The organism is Blastococcus sp. SYSU DS0973 (genome assembly GCF_054051055.1).
Genome location: NZ_JBJHAN010000007.1, coordinates 87,493 through 109,645 on the forward strand (window position 1 = coordinate 87,493; position 22,153 = coordinate 109,645).

Annotated in this window: 25 protein-coding genes and 4 tRNA genes; 25 read left to right on the top strand and 4 right to left on the bottom strand. The window is 74.2% G+C overall.

The features are described from left to right. Positions 1–10 precede the first annotated feature (10 nt). A complete protein-coding gene (coaE, locus tag ACI791_RS13075; protein WP_456586429.1) occupies positions 11–607 on the top strand; it encodes a dephospho-CoA kinase in 597 nt (198 codons plus the stop codon). Positions 608–810: 203 nt separating this feature from the next. Here coaE and ACI791_RS13080 read toward each other — a convergent pair. From ACI791_RS13080 to ACI791_RS13095, 4 genes are all read right to left on the bottom strand, one after another. Then, a tRNA-Val gene (locus ACI791_RS13080) sits at positions 811–885 on the bottom strand. A 57-nt stretch (positions 886–942) separates the two neighbouring features. Then, positions 943–1,013 (bottom strand) — tRNA-Cys (locus tag ACI791_RS13085). A 41-nt stretch (positions 1,014–1,054) separates the two neighbouring features. Further along, a tRNA-Gly gene (locus ACI791_RS13090) sits at positions 1,055–1,126 on the bottom strand. Between the two features lie 95 nt (positions 1,127–1,221). After that, positions 1,222–1,671, bottom strand: coding sequence for an SsgA family sporulation/cell division regulator (locus tag ACI791_RS13095; protein WP_456586430.1), 450 nt, complete (start codon positions 1,669–1,671; stop codon positions 1,222–1,224). A gap of 141 nt (positions 1,672–1,812) precedes the next feature. On the opposite strand from ACI791_RS13095, the gene ACI791_RS13100 reads away from it, so the two are divergent. The 24 genes from ACI791_RS13100 (at position 1,813) to ACI791_RS13215 (ending at position 22,137) form a co-directional block, all read left to right on the top strand. Then, positions 1,813–2,463, top strand: coding sequence for a sigma-70 family RNA polymerase sigma factor (locus tag ACI791_RS13100; protein WP_456586431.1), 651 nt, complete (start codon positions 1,813–1,815; stop codon positions 2,461–2,463). Further along, positions 2,460–3,275 carry an anti-sigma factor gene (locus tag ACI791_RS13105; protein ID WP_456586432.1) on the top strand — a complete coding sequence of 272 codons (816 nt, stop codon included), beginning with the start codon at positions 2,460–2,462 and terminating at the stop codon, positions 3,273–3,275. Before ACI791_RS13100 ends, ACI791_RS13105 begins: the two co-directional genes overlap by 4 nt. Positions 3,276–3,301: 26 nt before the next feature. Beyond that, positions 3,302–3,760, top strand: coding sequence for a TIGR02611 family protein (locus ACI791_RS13110; RefSeq protein ID WP_456586433.1), 459 nt, complete (start codon positions 3,302–3,304; stop codon positions 3,758–3,760). A 26-nt stretch (positions 3,761–3,786) separates the two neighbouring features. After that, positions 3,787–3,858, top strand: a tRNA-Val gene (locus tag ACI791_RS13115). A 92-nt stretch (positions 3,859–3,950) separates the two neighbouring features. Continuing rightward, the gene (locus ACI791_RS13120; RefSeq protein ID WP_456586434.1) at positions 3,951–4,334 is read left to right on the top strand and encodes an HNH endonuclease; all 384 of its coding nucleotides are present in this window, start codon (positions 3,951–3,953) and stop codon (positions 4,332–4,334) included. A 10-nt stretch (positions 4,335–4,344) separates the two neighbouring features. Further along, positions 4,345–4,890, top strand: a complete 546-nt coding sequence (locus tag ACI791_RS13125; RefSeq protein ID WP_456586435.1) for an MOSC N-terminal beta barrel domain-containing protein — start codon at positions 4,345–4,347, stop codon at positions 4,888–4,890. Positions 4,891–4,899: 9 nt separating this feature from the next. Beyond that, a complete protein-coding gene (locus ACI791_RS13130) occupies positions 4,900–6,012 on the top strand; it encodes a CapA family protein (RefSeq protein WP_456586436.1) in 1,113 nt (370 codons plus the stop codon). Positions 6,013–6,154: 142 nt separating this feature from the next. Continuing rightward, positions 6,155–8,140 carry a threonine--tRNA ligase gene (gene thrS / locus ACI791_RS13135; RefSeq protein ID WP_456586437.1) on the top strand — a complete coding sequence of 662 codons (1,986 nt, stop codon included), beginning with the start codon at positions 6,155–6,157 and terminating at the stop codon, positions 8,138–8,140. After that, positions 8,137–8,826 (top strand): HIT domain-containing protein, encoded by a 690-nt coding sequence (locus tag ACI791_RS13140; RefSeq protein WP_456586438.1) that lies wholly within the window; start codon positions 8,137–8,139, stop codon positions 8,824–8,826. Before thrS ends, ACI791_RS13140 begins: the two co-directional genes overlap by 4 nt. Continuing rightward, positions 8,827–9,444 carry a phosphatidylinositol phosphate synthase gene (gene pgsA, locus ACI791_RS13145; RefSeq protein ID WP_456586439.1) on the top strand — a complete coding sequence of 206 codons (618 nt, stop codon included), beginning with the start codon at positions 8,827–8,829 and terminating at the stop codon, positions 9,442–9,444. It abuts the gene before it with no gap. Then, positions 9,441–10,385, top strand: coding sequence for a phosphatidylinositol mannoside acyltransferase (locus tag ACI791_RS13150; protein ID WP_456586440.1), 945 nt, complete (start codon positions 9,441–9,443; stop codon positions 10,383–10,385). The genes pgsA and ACI791_RS13150 overlap by 4 nt, the downstream gene beginning before the upstream one ends. Then, positions 10,385–11,599 carry a glycosyltransferase family 4 protein gene (locus ACI791_RS13155; protein ID WP_456586441.1) on the top strand — a complete coding sequence of 405 codons (1,215 nt, stop codon included), beginning with the start codon at positions 10,385–10,387 and terminating at the stop codon, positions 11,597–11,599. The genes ACI791_RS13150 and ACI791_RS13155 overlap by 1 nt, the downstream gene beginning before the upstream one ends. 11 nt (positions 11,600–11,610) lie before the next feature. Further along, the gene (locus tag ACI791_RS13160) at positions 11,611–12,162 is read left to right on the top strand and encodes a hypothetical protein (RefSeq protein WP_456586442.1); all 552 of its coding nucleotides are present in this window, start codon (positions 11,611–11,613) and stop codon (positions 12,160–12,162) included. Positions 12,163–12,212: 50 nt separating this feature from the next. Beyond that, positions 12,213–13,121, top strand: a complete 909-nt coding sequence (gene pdxS / locus ACI791_RS13165) for a pyridoxal 5'-phosphate synthase lyase subunit PdxS (protein ID WP_456586443.1) — start codon at positions 12,213–12,215, stop codon at positions 13,119–13,121. After that, the gene (locus ACI791_RS13170; protein ID WP_456586444.1) at positions 13,118–14,215 is read left to right on the top strand and encodes a heparan-alpha-glucosaminide N-acetyltransferase domain-containing protein; all 1,098 of its coding nucleotides are present in this window, start codon (positions 13,118–13,120) and stop codon (positions 14,213–14,215) included. The genes pdxS and ACI791_RS13170 overlap by 4 nt, the downstream gene beginning before the upstream one ends. A 23-nt stretch (positions 14,216–14,238) precedes the next feature. Then, positions 14,239–14,901 (top strand): pyridoxal 5'-phosphate synthase glutaminase subunit PdxT, encoded by a 663-nt coding sequence (gene pdxT, locus ACI791_RS13175; RefSeq protein ID WP_456586445.1) that lies wholly within the window; start codon positions 14,239–14,241, stop codon positions 14,899–14,901. Next, the gene (locus ACI791_RS13180; protein ID WP_456586446.1) at positions 14,898–15,659 is read left to right on the top strand and encodes a YebC/PmpR family DNA-binding transcriptional regulator; all 762 of its coding nucleotides are present in this window, start codon (positions 14,898–14,900) and stop codon (positions 15,657–15,659) included. The genes pdxT and ACI791_RS13180 overlap by 4 nt, the downstream gene beginning before the upstream one ends. Before the next feature lie 107 nt (positions 15,660–15,766). Beyond that, entirely contained in the window at positions 15,767–16,336 is a 570-nt protein-coding gene (gene ruvC, locus ACI791_RS13185) for a crossover junction endodeoxyribonuclease RuvC (protein ID WP_456586447.1), read from the top strand. Continuing rightward, positions 16,333–16,968, top strand: coding sequence for a Holliday junction branch migration protein RuvA (ruvA, locus tag ACI791_RS13190; protein WP_347060425.1), 636 nt, complete (start codon positions 16,333–16,335; stop codon positions 16,966–16,968). The genes ruvC and ruvA overlap by 4 nt, the downstream gene beginning before the upstream one ends. Continuing rightward, on the top strand, positions 16,965–18,089 hold the full coding sequence (gene ruvB, locus ACI791_RS13195; protein WP_456586448.1) for a Holliday junction branch migration DNA helicase RuvB: 1,125 nt from the start codon (positions 16,965–16,967) through the stop codon (positions 18,087–18,089). The genes ruvA and ruvB overlap by 4 nt, the downstream gene beginning before the upstream one ends. Before the next feature lie 145 nt (positions 18,090–18,234). Continuing rightward, entirely contained in the window at positions 18,235–18,549 is a 315-nt protein-coding gene (gene yajC, locus ACI791_RS13200; protein ID WP_347060427.1) for a preprotein translocase subunit YajC, read from the top strand. 14 nt (positions 18,550–18,563) lie between these two features. Then, entirely contained in the window at positions 18,564–20,225 is a 1,662-nt protein-coding gene (secD, locus tag ACI791_RS13205; protein WP_456586449.1) for a protein translocase subunit SecD, read from the top strand. Next, the gene (gene secF, locus ACI791_RS13210) at positions 20,222–21,556 is read left to right on the top strand and encodes a protein translocase subunit SecF (protein ID WP_456586450.1); all 1,335 of its coding nucleotides are present in this window, start codon (positions 20,222–20,224) and stop codon (positions 21,554–21,556) included. The genes secD and secF overlap by 4 nt, the downstream gene beginning before the upstream one ends. Beyond that, positions 21,553–22,137, top strand: a complete 585-nt coding sequence (locus tag ACI791_RS13215) for an adenine phosphoribosyltransferase (RefSeq protein ID WP_456586451.1) — start codon at positions 21,553–21,555, stop codon at positions 22,135–22,137. The genes secF and ACI791_RS13215 overlap by 4 nt, the downstream gene beginning before the upstream one ends. Positions 22,138–22,153 lie beyond the last annotated feature (16 nt).

The window sequence follows — 22,153 nt, forward strand, 5'->3', positions numbered from 1 at the left end:
CTGTGCGTACGTGCTGAGGATCGGACTGACCGGTGGGATCGGCTCGGGAAAGAGCACCGTGGCCCGGCTCCTGGCCGAACGCGGAGCGCTCGTCGTGGACGCCGACCGGATCGCCCGGGAGGTGCTCGAGCCCGGCACCCCGGGTCTCGCCGCCGTCGCGGACGAGTTCGGCGACGGCGTGCTCGCCCCCGACGGCTCGCTGGACCGGGGCGCGCTCGCCGCGGTGGTCTTCTCCGACGAGACGGCGCGGCGGCGACTGGATGGCCTCGTGCACCCGCTGGTCCGCAAGCGCTCCGCCGAGCTGATCGCGGCGGCTCCGGCCGACGCCGTCGTCGTGAACGACGTGCCCCTGCTGGTGGAGACCGGCCAGGCCGGCTCCTACGACCTGGTGCTGGTGGTGGACACCGACGTCGAGACGCGGGTCGCGCGGCTGATCGAGCGGGGCCTGGCCGAAGCCGATGCTCGTGCCCGCATCGCGGCCCAGGCCACCGACGAGCAGCGACGCGCCGTCGCCGACGTCGTCATCGACAACAGCGGCACCCTCGAGCAGCTGACCGAGCAGGTCGACAGGTTCTGGGCGGAGCGGATCGCGCCGGCCCGCGACTGACGCCGGCGTCGCTGCTCGGACGTCGCCGGCGGGCGCGCGAGGCGGTCTCACGGGCGCGGTTCCAGGTCCGCTGTGCACGTGGTCCTCGGGCTGCTCCGGCACAGGGGGCCACGTGGGCCGTCGTGGAGGTCGTCGGTGACGGGGCCGGACGGCCGACACCCGGACATGCGAAGAGCCCCAGGTCATCGACCTGGGGCTCCGTGTGGTGGGCGATACTGGGTTCGAACCAGTGACCTCTTCCGTGTCAAGGAAGCGCGCTACCACTGCGCCAATCGCCCGATCCGACCAGAAGGCCGGCTCCCTCCTCCGCGCTCGTGCCCCGCGAGGAGACGACGAGGTGGAGACGGGATTTGAACCCGTGTAGACGGCTTTGCAGGCCGTTGCCTCGCCTCTCGGCCACTCCACCGCACGCGGGCACCAGTCTCTCGACCGGTGCCCGAGGTTTCGAGCGGACGACGGGATTCGAACCCGCGACCCTCACCTTGGCAAGGTGATGCTCTACCACTGAGCCACGTCCGCGTTACGAGGAGAACTCTAGCGGACGTCCCGAGGGGGGTCGAAGGGGGGGTCCCCCCGCCCCCTTCCCAGGGGTGCCGCGTGAGTGTCTTCGCAGGTCAGCGCCCGGGGGAGTCCGGTCCGCCGTTGGACAGCAGGGCGTCGAGCTCCTGGTCCAGGTGCAGCAGGGCGCTCTCCGAGCCCGACGGCACCAGCGCCTCGGTGTGCCGCAGGAAAGCGGCGACCGTCCCGCGGGAGAGCTCGAAGAGCGCCTCACCCGACGGAGCCCGCAGGTGCAGGAAGAGCAGGTCGGCCGTCGCGTGGGCCGGCCAGACGCGGACGTCGCCGTCGCCGATCGGGTGCTCCAGGCCTGCCTGGAGCAGCTCGCGGCTCACGAGCCAGGCGATGCCTTCGTCGCCCTCGACCCTCCCGTCGGACTCACCGGTGTCGCCGAACGCGATCCGCACCGCGAACGGGTCGGCCGGGTCGTAGCAGAGCAGCGCCGGGACCTCGGTCCAGGACTGCGAGCCGACCAGCTGAAGAGTGATGGGGGAGATGTGGCCGGGCATCCATCGGCTCGTCATGTCAGGTCAACGACCGCGAGGACGAGGAGTGACGCTCGTCGGGTGGTGGTGTCACACCCGCATCATGCGTCACAGGCGGGCGAGTCAAACCGGATCGGCGTGTCCTGTCGAAGGCCCCGTGTGACCATGGGTGCCGTGAGCCGACCGGTCCTCCGACCGGAGGACGGCGTCGGCGACGTCGAACTCCTCCGCCGCATCCGCGCCGGTGACCGCAGTGCCGTCGACGAGCTGTACGACCGCTTCCGGCGGCCCGCTTTCGCGCTGGCCCGCCGGATCCTCGGCGACGACGGGCTCGCCGAGGACGTCCTCCAGGAGGTCTTCCTCATGGTCTGGCGCGACCCGAGCGGCTACGACCGGGCGCGCGGGAGCTTCGCCTCCTGGCTGCTGGCCGTGGTGCACCACAAGGCCGTCGACGCGGTGCGCCGGGAGGAGTCGCAGCGCCGCCGCCAGGCGCGGGCCGAGGACGAGGCCGTGCTCGGCGGCCCGGTGGCGGCTCGGGACGTGGAGGACGACGCCTGGTCCCGGGTGGTCGCCGAGCAGGTGCGCTCGGCGCTGGGCGAGCTCCCCGGGCCGCAGAAGGAGGCCCTCACGCTGGCCTACTACGGCGGCTACACCCAGCGGGAGGTGGCGGCGCTGACCGGAACGCCGCTCGGCACGGTCAAGACCCGGATGCTCGCGGGCATGCGGCGGCTGAGGTCGGAGCTCGGCGGGGCGTCCGGCCCGGTGGGTGGAGGAGCGCTCGACGGCGGCGCGCCGGGAGGCGGGGCGGAGCGATGAACGGCGAGCACGAGTACGACGAGATGGCGGTGGGCTGGGCCCTGCACGCGCTGGAGCCCGAGGACGAGGCCGCCTTCAGCCGGCACCTCCCCACCTGCGAGCGCTGCGTCCGCACCGTCGCCGAGACCTCGGAGGTCATGGCCGCCATGGCGCACGACCTGCCGGCGGCCGAGCCGTCGCCGGACCTCCGGGCCCGCCTGCGCGCCGCGGTCGAGCAGACCGAGCAGTCGCCGCCCGCCGCGACCGCACCCGTGCCCGCGACGTCGGCCACCCCGGTGAGCGCGGCGGAGCAGGCCGGCCCGCGGCCGGTGCCGCGTCCCGCGCGGCCGGCCGGACGGCGTCTGCCGACCCGCGCCCTGGCCGCGGTCGCGGCCGCCGCGGTCGTCGGCCTCGGCCTGTGGGTCGTCGCGCTGGACCGGTCGCGGGACGACCTGAACGCGACGATCGCGGCCCAGGAGGAGGTCGTCGCCGAGCTCCTGCGGCCGGGGCGGGCGACCATCGCGCCGCTCACCGCCGACGACCGGCAGGTGGCGGCCGTGGTGGTCCGGGACGGTGCGCTGCAGGTGGTCACCGACGGGCTGGAGCGCAACGACCCGGCGTCGACGACGTACGTGGTGTGGGGGCTCGGCGAGAGCGAACCCGTGGCGCTCGGGACGTTCGACGTCGCTGGGTCACAGATCGAGGTCCGGACCGTAGGCTCCGAGGGGATCGGGACCGACGACTTCCCTGGCTACGGCATCAGCATCGAGCCCGGTCGGCAGGCTCCGTCGGCTCCGACGGAGGTCGTCGCGACCGGGCAGGTGACCAGCTGAGCGCATCGAGGACCACGACACCGGCGATGGGACACCCGCAGCCCGAGACCGCCGACGAGCGGCGTGCCCGGTACGACAACGACGAGGTGCACAGCCTCCGCGAGCGGGTGGCCGGCGCGCGCTGGCGACGGCGGCTGGCGGCCCGCCGCAGCGTCAACCACGGCTACCGCGTCGGCGTCGGGGTCGTGGGCGGGCTGATCGTCGCCCTGGGGCTGGCCACCATCCCGCTGCCGGGCCCGGGGTGGTTCACCGTCATCGCGGGCCTCTTCGTCCTCGCCACCGAGTTCACCTGGGCCGAGCGCCTGCTGGAGTTCACCAAGCGCCACGTCACGCGCTGGACCGACTGGGTCACCGCCCAGCCGGTGTGGGTGCGGTTGCTGCTGGGACTGGCGACCGCGGCGTTCGTCTACGGCATCCTCGTGGTCGCCCTGCACATGATGGGCGTGCCCGACTGGGTGCCGGGGTGGGTGCCGCTCTGGCGATGAGCGTCTGGCACAATCGGACGCGTACCGGGCGATTGGCTCAGTGGTAGAGCGCTTCGTTCACACCGAAGAGGTCACTGGTTCGAACCCAGTATCGCCCACCGGTACGGCAGGCCCGGTCCGCAGCAGCGGACCGGGCCTCCGGCTTCTCCGGAGGCGGCGCGGAACGCCCGATCGCGGGACCATGGGACGGGTGAGCGCCCAGCCCGATCGGACGGCCCGGCTGCAGCTGATCCTGGATCGGGACGGAGCCACCTGCCTCTGGTGCGGGCGAGCCTTCTCCGCGCAGGTCCGGCCCACCACCGAGCACGTCGTGCCGCGCGTCAAGGGCGGCCCGTCCTGGCTGGAGAACGAGGTCGCCGCCTGCGGTCGCTGCAACGGGGAGCGCGGGCACCGCACGCCGGTCGAGTGGCTGGAGGAGTGCCGGCGGCGCGGCTGGCCGGCCGACGAGGACCGCCTGGCGCGCACCCTCGAGGCGCTGACGGAGGCGATCGCCCGCACCGGCGGCCAGCGGCGGGCCCGGCCGTACCTGGACGGCCAGCTCCGCCGCCTGCGGCGTGCGCGGAACGCCGCCTAAGGTCGCCACCGTGACGACGGCCGGGCGCGTGGCGCAGATCTGGGTCTACCCCGTGAAGTCCCTCGGCGGGACCGCGCGGGAGCGGGTGCGGCTGGCCCCCACCGGCCCGGAGGGCGACCGCGCCGCCACCGTCGTCGACGCGGCGACGGGGGAGGTCGTGCGGAGCAAGCACGCGCCCGGGCTGGCGGGACTCGCACCCACCGGCGATCCGGCCGCCGACGAGCGGGCGGTGTCGCAGGTGCTGAACCGCGACGTGCGCATCCGTCCGGCAGAGGGCGGGTCCGGAGCCGATGCGGCGGCCGTCCACCTGGTGTCCCGCCAAGCCATCGAACGTGCCGCCGACGGCGATGTCCCGGAGGGGTGCTCGGCCGAGGACCCGCGGGCGAACGTGCTGCTCGACCTCCCCGACGACGACGAGCGCGGCTGGGTCGGCCGGATCGTGCGCATCGGAGAGGCCGAGCTCACGATCACCCGGACGCCGAAGCACTGCCTCGGGGTCTACGCGGAGGTGCGACGGCCCGGCGAGATCACCGTCGGCGACGCCGTCCTGCTCTAGCCTGCGGCCGTGACCCCTCGCCGGTCCGCGGTTCTCGCCGTCCTGACGGTGCTGCTGGCCGGTTGTGGCGCGGAGCCGCAGCCGACGGCACCTGACGCCACCACCACGGCCGCCGCTCCGCAGCCGAGCGAACCGGAGAGCATCACCGTCCTGGCCACCGGCGACGTCCTCGTCCACCAGGGCCGCGCGCTCACCGCGGGCGCGCTGCGGGACGGCGGCAGGTACGACTTCAGCGGGGTCTTCGCGCCGGTCGCCGACCTCATCGGCGCAGCCGACCTCGCCATCTGCCACCTCGAGACGCCGGTGGCTCCCGACGACGGCCCCTACCGCGGCTACCCCAGCTTCGCGGTCCAGCCGGAGATCGTCGACGCGCTCGCGGAGGTGGGCTACGACCTGTGCTCGACGGCCTCCAACCACTCCCTCGACGCCGGCACCGACGGCCTGGTGCGCACCCTGGACGTCCTCGACGCCGCCGGCATCGCGCACACCGGCACCTACCGCTCGCCGGCCGAGAGCACCGAGCCGGTCGTCGTGGACGTGGACGGCGTGCGGATCGGGCACGTGGCCGGGACGTTCGGCCTCAACGGTGTGCCCCTGCCCGCCGGCCGCGAGTGGTCGGTCGACGTCGTCGCCGTGCCGGACGTCGCCCCGATGCTGGCAGCCGCCGCCCGGGCCCGCGCCGCCGGGGCGGAGGTCGTCGTCGCGAGCCTGCACTGCTGCGTGGAGTACCGGCACGAGCCGACGGCGGAGCAGGAGACGGCGGTGCGGGCGCTGCTCGCCTCGCCGGACGTGGACCTCGTGCTCGGCCACCACGCGCACGTGGTGCAGCCGGTCGAGCGGATCGACGGCGAGTGGGTCGCCTACGGCCTCGGCAACCACGTCGCCGAGCACGCCACCCGCGGCTACCCGACGGAGGACTCCGTGGCGGCGCGGTTCACCTTCACCCGGGGCTCGGACGGCCGGTTCGCCGTGACCTCGGCGGAGGCGGTGCCGCTGGCCATCGAGCTGGGCGACGCCGCGGTCACGGTGCGACCGGCCGATCCAGCGACCTACGAACGGGTCGCCGAGGTGCTCGACATGCGGGGCGCCGTCGCCGACGGGCTGGTGGTCGCACCGCGGTGAAAGGGCTGCGGGTCCGGCCGGGAGCGCGCACTAGGCTCGGAGCCGGTGACCGGCCTGCCCGGCCCGCCGACGACGCCGCACACGACCCCCTGGAGCCCCTGTGTCGACCCCGCCCTCGCCAACCGCAGTCGGACCGATCCGGGTGCCGGCCGGGACGACGGCGCAGCAGGCGCTGAAGGACGCCGGCGTCCCGCTCAAGGGTCCCGATGGGGCCGTGGTCGTCCGCGACCTCGCCACCGGCGACCTCAAGGACCTGGCCTGGACCCCGGACGCCGACGCCGAGGTGGACCCGGTGCCGGCCGCCAGCGCCGACGGCCGTGCGGTCATCCGGCACTCGGCCGCGCACGTGCTCGCGCAGGCGGTGCAGGACCTGTTCCCGGGCACCCGCCTGGGCATCGGCCCGCCGGTCGAGAACGGCTTCTACTACGACTTCGACCCCGAGCGCCCGTTCACCCCCGAGGACCTCAAGGCGCTCGAGAAGCGGATGACCGAGATCGTCCGGGCGGGGCAGCACTTCAGCCGGCGCGAGATCAGCGACGCCGACGCCGAGGCCGAGCTGGTGCACGAGCCCTACAAGCTCGAGCTCATCGGCCTCAAGGGCGGTGCCGGTGAGGCGGCCGAGGGGGCCGACGTCGAGGTGGGCGGCGCGCAGCTGACCATGTACGACAACCTCGACCCCCGCAGCGGCGACCGGGTGTGGACCGACCTGTGCCGCGGCCCGCACCTGCCGCGGACCTCGGGCATCCCGGCCTTCAGCCTCACCCGCAGCGCTGCCGCGTACTGGCGCGGCAGCGAGAAGAACCCGCAGTTGCAGCGGGTGTACGGCACCGCCTGGGAGAGCAAGGACGCCCACAAGGCCTACCTGGAGCACCTGGCCGAGGCCGAGCGGCGCGACCACCGGCGGCTGGGCGCCGAGCTGGACCTGTTCAGCTTCCCCGACGAGATCGGCTCCGGCCTGGCGGTGTTCCACCCCAAGGGCGGCGTCGTCAAGCGGGAGATGGAGGACTACGTCCGCCGCCGGCACATCGAGGAGGGCTTCGACTACGTCGGCAGCCCGCACATCAGCAAGGGCGGGCTCTTCGAGACCTCGGGCCACCTGCCGTACTACGAGGACACCATGTTCCCGGCCATGGACCTGGAGAACTCGAAGTACTACCTCAAGGCCATGAACTGCCCGATGCACAACCTGATCTTCCGGTCGCGCGGGCGGTCGTACCGCGAGCTGCCACTGCGGTTCTTCGAGTTCGGCTCGGTGTACCGCTACGAGAAGTCCGGGGTGGTGCACGGCCTGACCCGCGTGCGCGGGCTGACCCAGGACGACTCGCACAGCTACGTCACCCCCGAGCAGGCCCCCGGCGAGATCCGGCACCTGCTCAACTTCGTGCTGAGCCTGCTGCGGGACTTCGGCCTCGACGACTACTACCTCGAGCTGTCCACCCGCGGGGAGTCGGAGAAGTTCATCGGCTCCGACGAGCAGTGGGCGGAGGCCACCGCCGTCCTGGAGGAGGCCGCGCGCGAGACCGGTCTGGAGCTCGTCCCCGACCCGGGCGGCGCGGCGTTCTACGGGCCCAAGATCTCGGTGCAGGCGCGCGACGCCATCGGCCGCACCTGGCAGATGTCGACCATCCAGTACGACTTCAACCAGCCCGCCCGGTTCGGCCTGGAGTACACGACCGGCGACGGGTCCCGCCAGCAGCCGGTGATGATCCACTCGGCGAAGTTCGGCTCGATCGAGCGCTTCTTCGGCGTCCTCACCGAGCACTACGCCGGCGCCTTCCCGGCGTGGCTCGCCCCGGTGCAGGCCGTGGGCATCCCGGTCACCGACGAGCAGGTGCCCTACCTGACCGACGTCGCCCTGAAGCTGCGCGCCCGTGGCATCCGGGTGGAGATCGACGACTCCGACGACCGGATGCAGAAGAAGATCCGCACCGCGTCGAAGCAGAAGGTGCCCTTCGTGCTCATCGCCGGGGCGACCGACGCCGAGGCCGGCGCGGTCTCCTTCCGCTTCCGCGACGGCAGCCAGGACAACGGGGTCGCCGTCGACGACGCCGTCGAGCGGATCGCCGCCTGGATCGCGGCCCGGAGCAACGCCGACCCGACGGCCGAGAACGCGGCGGTTCCCGGATGAGCGGGGACAACGCCCCGTACCGCGTGCCGGTGTCCTCCGACGACGGAGGCCCGGCGACGGTCTTCGAGCACCTCTGGACGCCGTACCGGATGGCCTACATCCGCGGGGAGGGCAAGCCCACCGGCGCCCACGACTGCCCGTTCTGCGTCATCCCCACCCTCGACGACGAGGAGGGGCTGGTCGTGGCCCGCGGCGCCTCGGTGTTCGCCGTCCTGAACCTGTACCCGTACAACGCCGGCCACCTGATGCTCGTGCCGTACCGGCACGTGCCCGACTACACCGACCTCACCGCCGACGAGGTGGCCGAGCTCGGCGCCTTCACCCAGACGGCGATGCGGGTGGTGCGGTCGGTCACCGGCGCGCACGGGTTCAACATCGGGATGAACCAGGGGTCGGTGGCGGGGGCCGGCATCGCCGATCACCTGCACCAGCACGCGGTGCCGCGCTGGGGCGGCGACACCAACTTCATGCCGGTCATCGGCCTCACCCGGGTGCTTCCGCAGGTGCTGCGGGAGACACGGGCGCTGCTGGCCACCGCCTGGGCCGAGCACGTCGTCCCGGCCGGCCCGGCGTCCACCCACCCCTCCACCGCTGAGCCGTCCGCCCGCCCCGCCACCGCTGAGCCGTCCGCCCGCCCCGCCACCGCTGAGCCGTCCGCCCGCCCCGCCACCCCGACGGAGGCCTGAGTGCTCGGCGTCAACGCCCGATCCGTCGTGGCGAAGGTGGTCAACCCGGTGGTCACCCGGCTGGCCCGGGTGGGGGTCACTCCCGACATGGTCACCATCACCGGCACCGTCGGCGCGATCGCCGGGGCCGCGGGGCTCATCGCCACCGGTCGCCTCTTCTGGGGCGCCTTCACCGTCACGGTCTTCGTCCTGCTGGACATGCTCGACGGCGCTCTGGCGCGGCTGCGCGGGGGCGGCTCGGTGTTCGGCGCGGTGCTGGACTCCACCGGCGACCGCGCCGCCGACGCCGCGATCTTCGGCGCGCTGGTCTGGTGGTTCGCGGGCAGCGGCGACAACCGCCTCCTCGTGCTGCTCGCGCTGCTCTGCCTCGTGCTGGGCGTCCTCACCTCCTACATCAAGGCGCGCGCCGAGGGCATGGGCCTGGCGTGCGACGTCGGGGTCGTCGAGCGCACCGAGCGGCTCATCCTCGTCCTGACCGGGACGGGTTTCACCGGCCTCGGCATCCCCTACGCGGTGCACGTGGCCCTCTGGGTGCTGCTGGTCGGCAGCGCGGTCACGGTGGGACAGCGCGTGCTCGCCGTGAGGCGGGCCGCCGACGGAGGGCGGATCGAGCCGTGAGCGGCGCCCGCGCCCAGGTGGCCGAGCGGCTGGCCGACACCGGCTACGCGGCGGGCTGGCGGGCGGTGCGGATGCTGCCCGAGCCGGTCGCCCGCACGCTGTTCGAGCGCGCCGGTGACTGGGCCGCCCGGCGGGACGGCGCCGGGGTGCGGCGGCTGCGGGCCAACCTCGGCGTGGTCGCCGGGGGCCGACTGACCGAGCCGGAGCTCGACGCGCTCACCCGCCGCGCGATGCGGTCCTACGCGCGCTACTGGCAGGAGGCCTTCCGGCTGCCCGCGCTCGGCGTCGACCGGATCCTCGAGGGCAGCGTCGTGGCGGGGACCGAGCACCTGGCGGCCGCGCGGGCCCAGGGCCGGGGCATGGTGGTCGCCCTGCCGCACAGCGGGAACTGGGACGCCGCCGGCGTCTGGTTCGTCGACTGGCTCGGTGGGCCGTTCATGACGGTGGCCGAGCGGCTCCGGCCGGAGTCCCTCTACCGCCGGTTCCTCGACTACCGCGAAACCCTGGGCATGCGGGTCGTCCCCCTCACCGGCGGCCCCCGGCCGAGCTCGGAGGTGCTCCGTGACTGGCTGGACGAGGGTGGAGCCAGCTGCCTGCTCGTCGACCGCAACCTCGGGGCCGGTGGCGTCCCGGTCACCTTCTTCGGCCGGCCGGCCATCATGCCCGGGGGCGCCGCGTTGCTCGCCGACCGCACCGGCGCCGCGCTCCTCCCGGCCGTCTGCCACTTCAGCGAGCAGGGCTGGCGGATGCGCATCTACCCCGAGGTGCCGGTGCAGGGGCCCGGCCGGCTCAGGGACCGGGTCGCCGGTGCGATGCAGGGCGTCGCCGACGCGTTCGCCGTCGGCATCGCCGAGCGACCCGAGGACTGGCACATGTTGGGCCGCGTCTGGCCCGACGTGCCGGAGGACCGGCCCCGTCCCGGCGGGGAGGAGCTCTGCTGATGCGCATCGGCCTGGTCTGCCCGTACCGGTGGGACGTCCCCGGGGGCGTGCAGTACCACGTGCGCGACCTGGCCGAGACGCTGCGCGGCATGGGCCACCACGTGGAGGTGCTCACCCCGGCCGAGCGGGAGGAGTCGGTCAGCGATCCGTTCCTCACCTTCGCCGGGCGCACCGTCCCCGTGCCCTACAACGGGTCGATGGCGAGCCTGCAGTTCGGGCCGGTGTCGGCCGCGCGAGTGCGCCGCTGGCTGCGCGAGGGCCGCTTCGACGTCGTCCACGTGCACGAGCCGGCCACGCCCTCGGTGTCGCTGCTGGTGTGCATGATCGCAACCGGCCCCATCGTGGCGACGTTCCACGCGGCGACCACGCGCTCCAAGTGGCTGGCCGCCGTCGGGCCGATGACCCGGCCGTGGCTGGAGAAGATCAGCGGCCGGATCGCCGTCTCGGACTTCGCGCGCCGGGTGCAGGTCGAGCACCTCGGCGGTGACGCGGTGATCCTGCCGAACGGGGTGCACGTGCCGTTCTTCGCCGAGGGCCCGACGCTGCCCGGTTTCGGGCGCGGCACCGGCGCTCCGCCGACCATCGGCTTCCTGGGCCGGTACGACGAGCCCCGCAAGGGCCTGCCGGTCCTGCTCGAGGCGATGCACGGCGTGGTCCGGAGCCACCCCGCCGTGCGGCTGCTGGTCGCCGGGCGGGGCGACGCCGACGAGCTGTGGCGGCTGGTGGGGGAGGAGCTGCGCCCGCACGTGACGCTGCTCGGCGAGATCTCCGAGGCGGAGAAGGCCGCCTTCCTCCGGTCGGTCGACGTGTACTGCGCGCCCAACCTGCTGGGTGAGTCGTTCGGCGTGATCCTCATCGAGGCGATGGCGGCGGGTGCCCCCATCGTGGCCAGCGACCTCGACGCGTTCTCCCGCGTCCTCGACGGCGGTGCGGCGGGGGTGCTGGTCCGCCGCAACGACGCCGCGGCCCTGGGGCGGGCGCTGGGCGAGCTCCTCGCCGACCCGGATCGCCGCGCCGAGCTCGCCGCCCGTGGCTCCGCGGCGGCGGCGCGCTACGACTGGCAAGTGCTCGCCCGCCGCATCCTCGCCGTCTACGAGACGGTGCTGCCTCCCGGCGGTGGCGTGGTCACGGCGGGTACCCACGACGACTTCCCGGCGGTGCCGCCGACAGGCACCGCGGAACGACCTCCCCGCATCCTGCGGCCGCGCCGCTAGCCTCCATCCCCGTGACGCCCGAGGCCTGGTTGCTGCTCGCCGCCGGTGTCCTCCTGGTCCTGCTCGCCTGGGCCGGGTGGACCCTCACCCGCCTGCGGCGGCTCGCCGCGCGGGTGGACCGGGCGTGGGCGACGCTGGACGCCCAGCTGCAGCGCCGGGCCGGGCTGGCCGAGGAGCTCGCCCGCAGCCACCCGGCGGCCCTGGGTCCGGAGCTGGCCGCGCGGCTGGCCGCCGACGCGGCCGAGGCACGGACCTCGCGGAGCGACGGTGACCGGGAACTGGCCGAGAACGCGCTCGGCCACGACCTGCACGAGCTGCCGGCCGACCTGCCGGGCGTGCCGGCGGCGCTGCGCGCGGACCTCGCGGGAACCCAGACGCGGGTCGCGCTGGCCCGGCGGTTCTACAACGACGCGGTCCGGGACACCCGGGAACTCCGCGGCCACCGGTTCCCGCGCTGGGTCGGTCTGCACCGGTCCCACCGGCTGCCGCGGTACTTCGACATCGACGACCGGCTGGGGGCCGTGATCAGGGGCGCCGACCCGGCGGGCCGCCGGTCGGGCTGACGGCCGTAAGGTCGGGCGCAACTCATCTCGGCGACCGAAGGCGGACACCAGTGGCAGGGCACCTCGACCGGACGAGCAGCGCGACCGGGACCGACCGGGTGAAGCGCGGGATGGCCGAGCAGCTCAAGGGCGGCGTCATCATGGACGTCGTCACCCCGGAGCAGGCGAAGATCGCCGAGGACGCCGGCGCGGTCGCGGTCATGGCGCTGGAGCGGGTGCCGGCCGACATCCGCGCCCAGGGCGGCATCGCGCGCATGAGCGACCCCGACATGATCGAGGGCATCATCGGCGCGGTCTCGATCCCCGTCATGGCCAAGGCCCGCATCGGGCACTTCGTCGAGGCGCAGGTGCTGCAGGCGCTCGGGGTCGACTACATCGACGAGTCCGAGGTGCTGACCCCCGCCGACGAGGCCCACCACATCGCCAAGAGCGAGTTCACCGTGCCGTTCGTGTGCGGCGCCACCGACCTGGGAGAGGCGCTGCGCCGGATCTCCGAGGGCGCGGCGATGATCCGCTCGAAGGGCGAGGCGGGTACCGGCAACGTCGTCGAGGCGACCCGGCACATGCGCGCCCTGCGCGCGGGGATCAAGCGCCTGGCCACCCTCGACGAGACCGAGCTGTTCGTCGCCGCGAAGGAGCTGCGCGCGCCGTACGACCTGGTGGCGGAGGTCGCCCGCCTGGGCAAGCTGCCCGTCGTCCTCTTCACCGCCGGTGGCATCGCCACCCCGGCCGACGCGGCGATGATGATGCAGCTCGGCGCCGAGGGCGTGTTCGTCGGCTCGGGCATCTTCAAGTCCGGCGACCCGGCCCAGCGCGCGGCGGCGATCGTGCACGCGACGACGTTCTTCGACGATCCCGACGTCATCGCCAAGGTCTCCCGGAACCTGGGAGAGCCGATGGTGGGCATCGACGTCGCGATGCTCCCGGAGAGCGAGCGGTACGCCACCCGCGGGTGGTGAGCGTGGACGTCCAGCGCCGCATCGCCGGGCTGGACGTCGCGCGCGGGCTGGCCGTCCTCGGCATGTTCGCCGCCCACATGAACGTGGGCGGCGAGCTGCGGCCGGACCCGCGCACCTGGTCCGCGCTCGTCGACGGCCGCTCGTCGATCCTCTTCGCCACCCTGGCCGGCGTCTCGGTCGCCCTGCTCTCCGGGCGCACCCGGCCGCCCGCCGGCCGCGAGCTGACCCGGGTGCGGCTGCGGATCCTCGCCCGCGCGCTCTGGGTGTTCGCGATCGGCTGGGCACTGCAGCAGCTGGGCACCTTCGTCGCGGTCATCCTCGGCGTCTACGGGGTGCTCTTCGTCCTGGTGCTGCCGTTTCTCCGCTGGCCGGTGCGCCGGCTGCTCGTCACCGCGGCCGCCGTCGCCGTCGCCGTCCCGCCGCTGCTCGTGGTCGCCGGGCAGGCGCTCACCGCCGCGGGGGTGGCGGACGCGCTCGTCCCCTCGCTGCTGGTCACCGGCTACTACCCGGCGCTGCTGTGGATCGTCTTCGTCCTGGTCGGACTGGCGGTGGGGCGTCTGGACCTGTCCTCCGTCGCGGTGCGGCGCCGGGTGGCCGCGACGGGCGGTGTTGCCGCGGTCGTCGGCTACGGCGGTGGCTGGTTCAGCGCGCGGCTGCTGGCCGGTGGTGTGCCGTCCGCTGGTCCGGAGACCGGCTTCGGCGTCCCGGGGATCGTCAGCATCCGCTGGCTGACCGGCGCCGAACCGCACAGCGGGACCACCTTCGAGGTCGTCGGCTCCACCGGGTTCGCCCTCCTGGTGGTGGTGGCCTGCCTGCTGGTGGCCGAGCGGCTGCCGCGTCCGGCCGCGCCGTTCGCCGCGGTGGGGGCGATGGCGCTGACCGTGTACTCCGCCCACCTCCTGGCCATCCGGATCCTCATGGACGCCACGCCGGGCCGGGTGCAGGGCCCGGTGCTGTGGCTGTGGTTGGCCGGAGCTGCGCTCGTCGGCGCCGTCGTGTGGCGGCGCACGGTGGGCCGCGGACCGCTGGAGTCCCTGCTCACCTGGACCTCGAGCCGGGCGGCCGGGCTCGCCCCGTCGTCCCCGGCCCGCTGAGCGGCGCCGTAGCGTGGGCGGCCGTGTCCACCGGCTCCGCACGTCCTGTCATCGGGGTCCTGGCGCTCCAGGGCGACGTCCGCGAGCACGTGGCCGCGTTGCGGGCCGAGGGCGCCGACCCCCGGCCGGTGCGCCGCCCGGAGGAGCTCGACGGCGTGCACGGCGTCGTCGTCCCGGGTGGCGAGTCGACGACGATGGCCAGGCTCGCCGGCCGGTTCGGCCTGCTGGAGCCCCTGCGGGCCGCCGTGCGCGCGGGCCTGCCCGCCTACGGCACGTGCGCCGGCATGATCCTGCTGGCCGACCGGCTGCTGGACGCGCCGCCGGACCAGCCGACGATCGGTGGCCTGGATGCCACCGTGCGGCGGAACGCCTTCGGCCGGCAGGTCGACTCCTTCGAATCGCGCGTGGATCTGGCCGGTCTGGACGGCGGCGCGCTCCACGCGGTCTTCATCCGGGCGCCGTGGGTCGAGGAGGCCGGCCCCGGGGTCGAGGTCCTCGGCCGGGTCGTCGGGGGTCCGGCCGACGGTAGGATCGTCGCGGTCCGCCAGGGGAACGTGGTGGCCACCAGCTTCCACCCGGAGTTGACCGGGGACCGCCGGGTGCACGCGCTGTTCGTCGACATCGTGCGCCGTCACCTGGCCGAGAGGGCCGGCCTGGACGCCGGGGACGAGAGGGGACTGCCGTGAGCGGCCATTCCAAGTGGGCGACGACGAAGCACAAGAAGGCCGGCATCGATGCCAAGCGCGGCAAGCTCTTCGCCAAGCTGATCAAGAACATCGAGGTCGCGGCCCGCACCGGCGGCGGTGACCCGGCGGGCAACCCGACGCTCTTTGACGCCATCCAGAAGGCCAAGAAGAGCTCGGTCCCCAACGACAACATCGACCGCGCCGTCAAGCGCGGCGCCGGCCTCGAAGCCGGCGGCGTCGACTACCAGGGCATCACGTACGAGGGCTACGCCGCGGGCGGCGTCGCCGTGCTCATCGAGTGCCTGACGGACAACAAGAACCGCTCGGCCATGGAGGTCCGCACCGCCATGACCCGCAACGGCGGTTCGATGGCCGACCCGGGATCGGTGTCCTACCTCTTCTCCCGCAAGGGCGTCGTGGTCGTGCCCCGGGCCGACGGCGTCGACGAGGACAGCGTGCTGCTCGCCGTCCTGGACGCCGGTGCCGAGGAGGTCCGCGACCTCGGCGACACCTTCGAGGTGCTGTGCGAGCCCGGTGACCTCATCGCCGTGCGCACGGCGCTGCAGGATGCGGGCATCGACTACGACTCCGCCGAGGTCGGCTTCCAGCCCAGCGTGCAGGTGGAGCTCGACGAGGACGGCGCGGGCAAGGTCTTCCGGCTCATCGACGCCCTCGAGGACCTCGACGACGTGCAGAACGTCTACGCGAACTACGACGTGCCCGACGAGGTCATGGAGAAGGTCGCGGCCGACGCCTGACGCCCGGGTGAGGCGGTCGACGAGCCCGTGGGCGTGTTGCGGGCGCGCGCCGGGAGCTTGCGGTTAGCGTAGGTCGAACACGCGTTCGGTTCGGCGGAAGGCTTCTCATGCGGGTGCTCGGCATCGACCCGGGTCTCACCCGGTGTGGCTGGGGTGTGGTCGACGGGCGTCCCGGCGCGCGCCCCTCGGCGATCGGGGTCGGCGTGGTCCGCACCATGCCGGAGCTCGACCTGGAGCTACGGCTGCTGGAGCTGCACACCGCGGTGACGGCGCTCCTGCGCGAGCACCGGCCCGACGTCGTGGCGATCGAGCGGGTCTTCACCCAGAACAACAGGGGCACCGCCACGGGGACGGCGCAGGCGGCCGGCGTCGCCGCGCTCGCCGCGGCGCAGGCCGACCGGCCGGTCGCCTGGCACACCCCCAGCGAGGTCAAGGCGGCCATCTCCGGCAACGGCCGCGCGGACAAGGATCAGGTGACCCTCATGGTCACCCGGGTCCTCGGGCTCGCCGCCGCCCCCAAGCCGGCCGACGCCGCCGACGCGCTGGCCCTCGCGGTCTGCCACGCGTGGCGCGGCCCGGCCCAGCAGCGGCTGCACACCGCCGCGATCGCCGGCGGCATCGGCGCCCCCGTGCGCGCCACCACGCTGCCGCGCTGGACGGGGGTGGCGGCCCGATGATCGCCAGCGTGCACGGCCGCGTGGCCGCCGTGGGGCCCGACGGCGCCGTCGTCGAGGTCGGCGGGATCGGCCTGGCGGTGCAGTGCACCCCCGGCACGATCGCCCGGCTGCAGGTGGGCGAGGCCGCGCGGCTGGCCACCAGCCTCGTGGTGCGCGAGGACTCGCTCACCCTGTACGGCTTCGCCGACGACGACGAGCGCCAGCTGTTCGAGCTGCTGCAGACGGCGAACGGCGTCGGGCCGCGCCTGGCCCAGGCCGTGCTGGCCATCCACCCGCCGCGGGAGGTCCGCCGGGCGGTGTCGATGGCCGACGTCAAGGCCCTCATGCAGGTACCCGGCATCGGGAAGAAGGGTGCCGAGCGGCTCATCCTCGAGCTGCGCGACCGCCTCGGCTCGACCAGCACCGACACCGCACTGGATGCGCCGGCGCCCGCCGGCCTGCCGGTCACCCCGGTGGCCCCGTGGCGCGACCAGCTCACCTCGGCGCTCGTCGGGCTCGGCTGGAGCGCCAAGGAGGCCGAGAACGCGGTCACCCAGCTCGCGCCGGTGGCCGACGAGCAGGTCGTCGCGACGGGCAGCGTCGAGGTCGCGGTGCTGCTGCGCCAGGCCCTCCAGCTCCTGGGCAGGGCATGAGCGCCCCGTTCGACCGCTCGCTGACCGGCGAGCTGGCCGGCGAGGTGCCCCCGGCGTGGGCGGTGTCGCCGCAGGCCGGCGACGAGGAGCGGGTCGTCGAGTCCGCGCTGCGGCCGCACTCGCTGGAGGACTTCATCGGCCAGCCGAAGGTGGCCCGCCAGCTCGCTCTCGTGCTCGAGGGGGCCAAGCGGCGTGGCCGCACCCCCGACCACGTGCTGCTGTCCGGGCCGCCCGGACTGGGGAAGACGAGCCTGGCACTGATCATCGGCTCCGAGCTCGGCACGTCGGTGAAGATCACCAGCGGGCCCGCCATCGAGCGCTCCGGCGACCTCGCCGCCATGCTCTCCAACCTCGCGCCCGGCGACGTCCTGTTCATCGACGAGATCCACCGCATCGCCCGCCCCGCCGAAGAGCTCCTCTACATGGCGATGGAGGACTTCCGGGTCGACGTCGTCGTCGGCAAGGGGCCCGGTGCCACGGCCATCCCGCTGGAGATCAACCCGTTCACCCTCGTGGGCGCCACCACCCGTGCCGGGCTGCTCACCGGCCCGCTGCGCGACCGGTTCGGCTTCGTCGGCCAGATGGAGTTCTACGAACCCGCCGACCTGCGGCGGGTGCTCGCCCGCAGCGCCGTGCTGCTCGGCGTGGAGCTGACCGACGAGGGCTCGGCCGAGATCGCGGGCCGGTCCCGGGGCACCCCCCGGATCGCCAACCGGCTGCTGCGCCGGGTGCGCGACTACGCCGAGGTCGAGGCCGACGGCCGGGTCACCCGCGAGGTCGCCGAGGCGGCGCTGGCCCTCTACGACGTCGACCACCTCGGCCTGGACCGTCTCGACCGCGCCGTCCTCGAGGCGCTCGTGGTCAAGTTCGGTGGCGGGCCGGTGGGCGTCGCCACCCTCGCGGTGGCGGTGGGGGAGGAGCCGCACACCGTCGAGGAGGTGTGCGAGCCCTTCCTCGTGCGGGCGGGCCTGTTGGCCCGCACCCCGCGCGGGCGCGTCGCCACCGAAGCCGCCTGGCACCACCTCGGACGCCCGGTGCCGCGGGGCGGCGTCCCCCTCGGGCGGGTCACAGCAGACCCGCAGGCACCGGGGTCGTCGTCAGAAGCACTGTTCGACGCCTAGACTTCCGGACGCTGGCGCGCAACTCGCAGGCCGGGGACGCGCGCGTCCCGTCCGCCCGCGCGTGCCGGTGCCGACGTACCCGAGCGGTCCCGTCCCGGACCGCACCACCGCGGAGCACCAGCCGCGGAAGAGAGGCGCACCTGTCGTGGAGTTCTTCCCGCTGATCATGCTGGCCCTGCTGGCCGTCGTGCTGTTCGTGCTGCCCGCCCGGCAGCGCAAGCGCATGCAGGAGCAGAACGCCGCCATGCAGGCCTCGCTCACGATCGGCACCCCGGTCATGACGTCCAGCGGGCTGCACGGCACCGTCGCCGCGCTGGGTGACACCACGGTTGACCTGGAGATCGCTCCCGGTGTCGTCGTCACGTTCGCCCGCCAGGCCGTCCTCGAGGTGCGGCGCCCGGCCGACGCGACGCAGGCGGTCGACGACGACCCCTCGCGCCCGGCCGACGGCACCGTCTGACCCGGACGACCTCCGTGGCCAACCGCTCGCTCCCCGCGGGGCGCTACTTCGCCGCGTTCGCGCTGATCGTGGCGCTCCTCTACGGGCTCGTGTTCTTCACCGGGGACACCCGGACCCCGCAGCTCGGGCTGGACCTGCGCGGCGGCACGACCGTGACGCTGACCGCCCGCACGCCGGACGGCCAGGCGCCGGCCCAGGAGGACCTGGAGCTGGCCCGCCGGATCATCGAGCAGCGGGTGAACGGCCTCGGCGTCGCCGAGGCCGAGGTGGTCACCGAGGGTGACTCCAACATCGTCATCTCCGTCCCCGGGGACGACGGCGAGCAGGCCCGCGAGCTCGGCGCCACGGCGCAGCTGCGTTTCCGGCCGGTCCTCGACGGGCCCGCCGCCGCCACCCCGGCCGAGGCGGCCACCGACGAGGGCGCCACCGACGAGGGCGCCGAGACGGCAGGCGGTGACCCGACCGGGGACGCCGCCGAGGCGACCGGCGATGCGAGCGGCGACGAGGCCGCCGCCGACGAGCCCACCGGCGATGCCGTCGCCGACCCTGCGCTCCCGGACCCCGACGCCCCCGCCGTCACGCTGGAGGAGGCGGCCGCGGCCTACGCGACCCTCACCTGCGAGGCCGAGAACCTCATCGGTGAGGTCTCGCGGCCCGACGACCACGTCGCCGCCTGCAGCGAGGACGGCGCCGCCAAGTACCTGCTCGGCCCCACGATCATCGAGGGCACCGAGATCGCCGACGCCAGCGCCGCCACGGACCCGACCGACGGCAGCTGGGTCGTCCTGCTGGACTTCGAGTCCGGGGGGCGCGACACCTGGGCCGCCTACACCGCCGCCAACGTCGGGGCCAGCGTCGCCTTCACGCTGGACGGCCGGGTGATCTCCGCCCCGACCATCCAGGGGGCGATCAACGGGCAGACCACCATCACCGGTGACTTCGACCAGGAGTCGGCCACGGAGCTGGCCAACCAGCTCAAGTACGGCGCCCTGCCGCTCACCTTCACGCAGGCGACCGCGCAGTCGATCTCCACCGAGCTCGGCGAGGAGCAGTTGGAGGCCGGCCTGATCGCCGGCGCCATCGGCATCGCGCTGGTGTTCGTCTACGCGCTCCTCTACTACCGGCTGCTCGGCCTGGTCATGATCGCCAGCCTCGCGCTGTCGGCGGTGGTCGTCTACGGCTGCCTGATCCTGCTCGGCCGGGAGATCGGCTTCACGCTGAGCCTGGCCGGCATCGCCGGGTTCATCGTGTCCATCGGCATCACCGCCGACTCGTTCGTCGTCTACTTCGAGCGCCTCAAGGACGAGATCCGCGAGGGCCGGTCGCTGCGCTCGGCGGTGCCGCGGGCCTGGGTCCGTGCGCGCCGCACGATCCTCTCGGCCGACGCGGTCAGCTTCCTGGCGGCGGCGATCCTCTACCTGCTGGCGATCGGCGACGTGAAGGGCTTCGCGTTCACGCTCGGTATGTCGACCGTTCTGGACCTCGTGGTCGTCTTCCTCTTCACCCACCCGTTCATGGCGGTGCTGTCCCGGCTCAAGGGCTTCGGCCGGAACCGGTTCTCCGGTCTGGGCCGGGTGCAGCACACCCGCCGTCCGGACGCCGGTGCGCCGGCCCGCGGCCGTGAGCTCGTCGGCGCCGCCTCCGGGGCGGGCCGCCAGGACAGGAGCACCTCATGACCCGCCCCACCGACCCGGCGGAGCAGACGCCGGAGGAGGCGCAGGTGGGCGTCGGCGAGGACGCGCTCGCCGACGCCGGGCTGCCGCAGGACCCCGGAGGCGACGACGTCCCGGCGGCTCCCGCGACGGGAGGCGGCCGGCGCGGGAGCCTCACCCAGCGGCTGTACAACGGCGAGGCCGGGCTGGACGTCGTCGGCCGCAGCCGGCTGATCTACAAGATCACCGCGGTGATCGTGCTGCTGTGCATCGCCTCGATGGTCTTCCGGGGCTTCAACTTCGGTATCGACTTCGAGGGCGGCAACAGCTTCCGGCTGCCCGGCACCGAGCAGCAGCTGCAGGAGGCCCGAGCCGCGGCGGAGGACGCCGGGGCGGAGGTCGCCACCGCCCAGGTGGTCGGCGGCAACACCCTGCTCCTGCGCACCGCGCAGCTGGACAACGAGACAGAGCGCGCCGTCGTGGACGCGGTGGCCGACGCGGTCGGCATCGCGCCGGACCAGGTCAGCCCCGAGTCGGTCAGCGCCGAGTGGGGCGAGGACATCACCAGCCAGGCGCTGGTGGCGCTCGTGGTCTTCCTCGTCGCCGTGGTGCTCTTCCTGGCCGTGCGCTTCCAGCCGAAGATGGCGGTCGGCGCGATGGGCGCGCTGGCGCACGACATCATCGTGACCGCCGGTGTCTACGCGCTGGTCGGGTTCGAGGTGACCCCGTCGACCGTCATCGGCTTCCTCACCATCCTGGGGTTCTCCCTCTACGACACCGTCGTGGTCTTCGACAAGGTCGACGAGAACACCCGCGACCTCGAGCGCAGCGCCCGCATGACGTGGGGCGAGGCGGCGAACCTCGCGGTCAACCAGACGCTGATGCGGTCCATCAACACGTCGGTCATCGCGCTGCTGCCGGTCGCCGGCCTGCTCTTCGTCGGTGCCGGGCTGCTCGGCGTCGGCACGCTCAAGGACCTCGCGCTGGTGCTGTTCGTCGGCCTGGCCGCCGGCACGTACTCGTCGATCTTCCTGGCGACGCCGGTCGTGGCCGACCTCAAGGAGCGCGAGCCGGCCCAGGAGGCGCTGCGCCGCCGGGTGCTCGCCCGGCGCTCCTCGGCGGCCCGCACCGGCGGTGCCCCGGCCGGGCCGGTGGCCAGCGCCCGCCGGCGCCGGCCCGGCGGCGCGACCGCCGTGGCCGACCTGCCGGGGACGGTGACCGCGGACGTCGTCGTCGAGTCGCCGGCCTCGGTCCGGCCGGACGGAGCGCGGGGTGCCACCCTGGCGCCGCGTCCGGGTGCCCGCCCACAGCGCCCCGAAGGCCGCAGCCGGCCCGCGGGCAAGCGCCGCCGGTGAGCGGTCCCACCGAGCAGCCGCTCGACGAGCTCATCGCCTCGCTCACGGTCGACGTCCCCGACCACCCGCAGCCCGGCGTCGTCTTCCGCGACCTCACGCCCGTCTTCGCCGACGGGGTGGCCTTCCGGCGCATGGTCGACGGGCTGGCGGCGCCGGCGGTCTCCGACCCGCGGGCGGCCGCGCTGGCGGCCAGCAGCCCGGGGAGGCACGACTTCGACGTCGTCGTCGGCGTGGAGGCACGCGGGTTCCTGCTCGCCGCGGCGGTCGCGCTGGACGCCGGGGTGGGCGTCGTCCCGGTGCGCAAGGCCGGGAAGCTGCCGCGTGAGCGGATCGCGGCGGACTACGCGCTGGAGTACGGCACCGCGACCCTGGAGCTGCACTCCGACTCGATCAGGCCCGGTCAGCGGGTGCTGGTCGTCGACGACGTGCTGGCCACCGGCGGCACGCTGGCGGCCGCGGTCGCCCTGGTCGAGCAGCTGGGCGGGGTGGTCGCCGCGATCTCGGTCGTCGTGGAGCTCGCCGCGCTCGGCGGGCGGCAGGTGCTGGTACCGCACGCCGTGCACGCCCTCTGGACGACCTGACCGGGGGAGAAGGCAC

Bases quoted from the DNA above. Each gene is read 5' to 3' on its own strand.
- ACI791_RS13095 (WP_456586430.1), bottom strand. From the start codon at position 1,671: ATGCCCGGCCACATCTCCCCCATCACTCTTCAGCTGGTCGGCTCGCAG.
- ACI791_RS13100 (WP_456586431.1), top strand. From the start codon at position 1,813: ATGGGTGCCGTGAGCCGACCGGTCCTCCGACCGGAGGACGGCGTCGGC.
- ACI791_RS13105 (WP_456586432.1), top strand. From the start codon at position 2,460: ATGAACGGCGAGCACGAGTACGACGAGATGGCGGTGGGCTGGGCCCTG.
- ACI791_RS13110 (WP_456586433.1), top strand. From the start codon at position 3,302: ATGGGACACCCGCAGCCCGAGACCGCCGACGAGCGGCGTGCCCGGTAC.
- ACI791_RS13140 (WP_456586438.1), top strand. From the start codon at position 8,137: ATGAGCGGGGACAACGCCCCGTACCGCGTGCCGGTGTCCTCCGACGAC.
- ACI791_RS13155 (WP_456586441.1), top strand. From the start codon at position 10,385: ATGCGCATCGGCCTGGTCTGCCCGTACCGGTGGGACGTCCCCGGGGGC.
- ruvC (WP_456586447.1), top strand. From the start codon at position 15,767: ATGCGGGTGCTCGGCATCGACCCGGGTCTCACCCGGTGTGGCTGGGGT.
- ruvA (WP_347060425.1), top strand. From the start codon at position 16,333: ATGATCGCCAGCGTGCACGGCCGCGTGGCCGCCGTGGGGCCCGACGGC.
- ruvB (WP_456586448.1), top strand. From the start codon at position 16,965: ATGAGCGCCCCGTTCGACCGCTCGCTGACCGGCGAGCTGGCCGGCGAG.
- secF (WP_456586450.1), top strand. From the start codon at position 20,222: ATGACCCGCCCCACCGACCCGGCGGAGCAGACGCCGGAGGAGGCGCAG.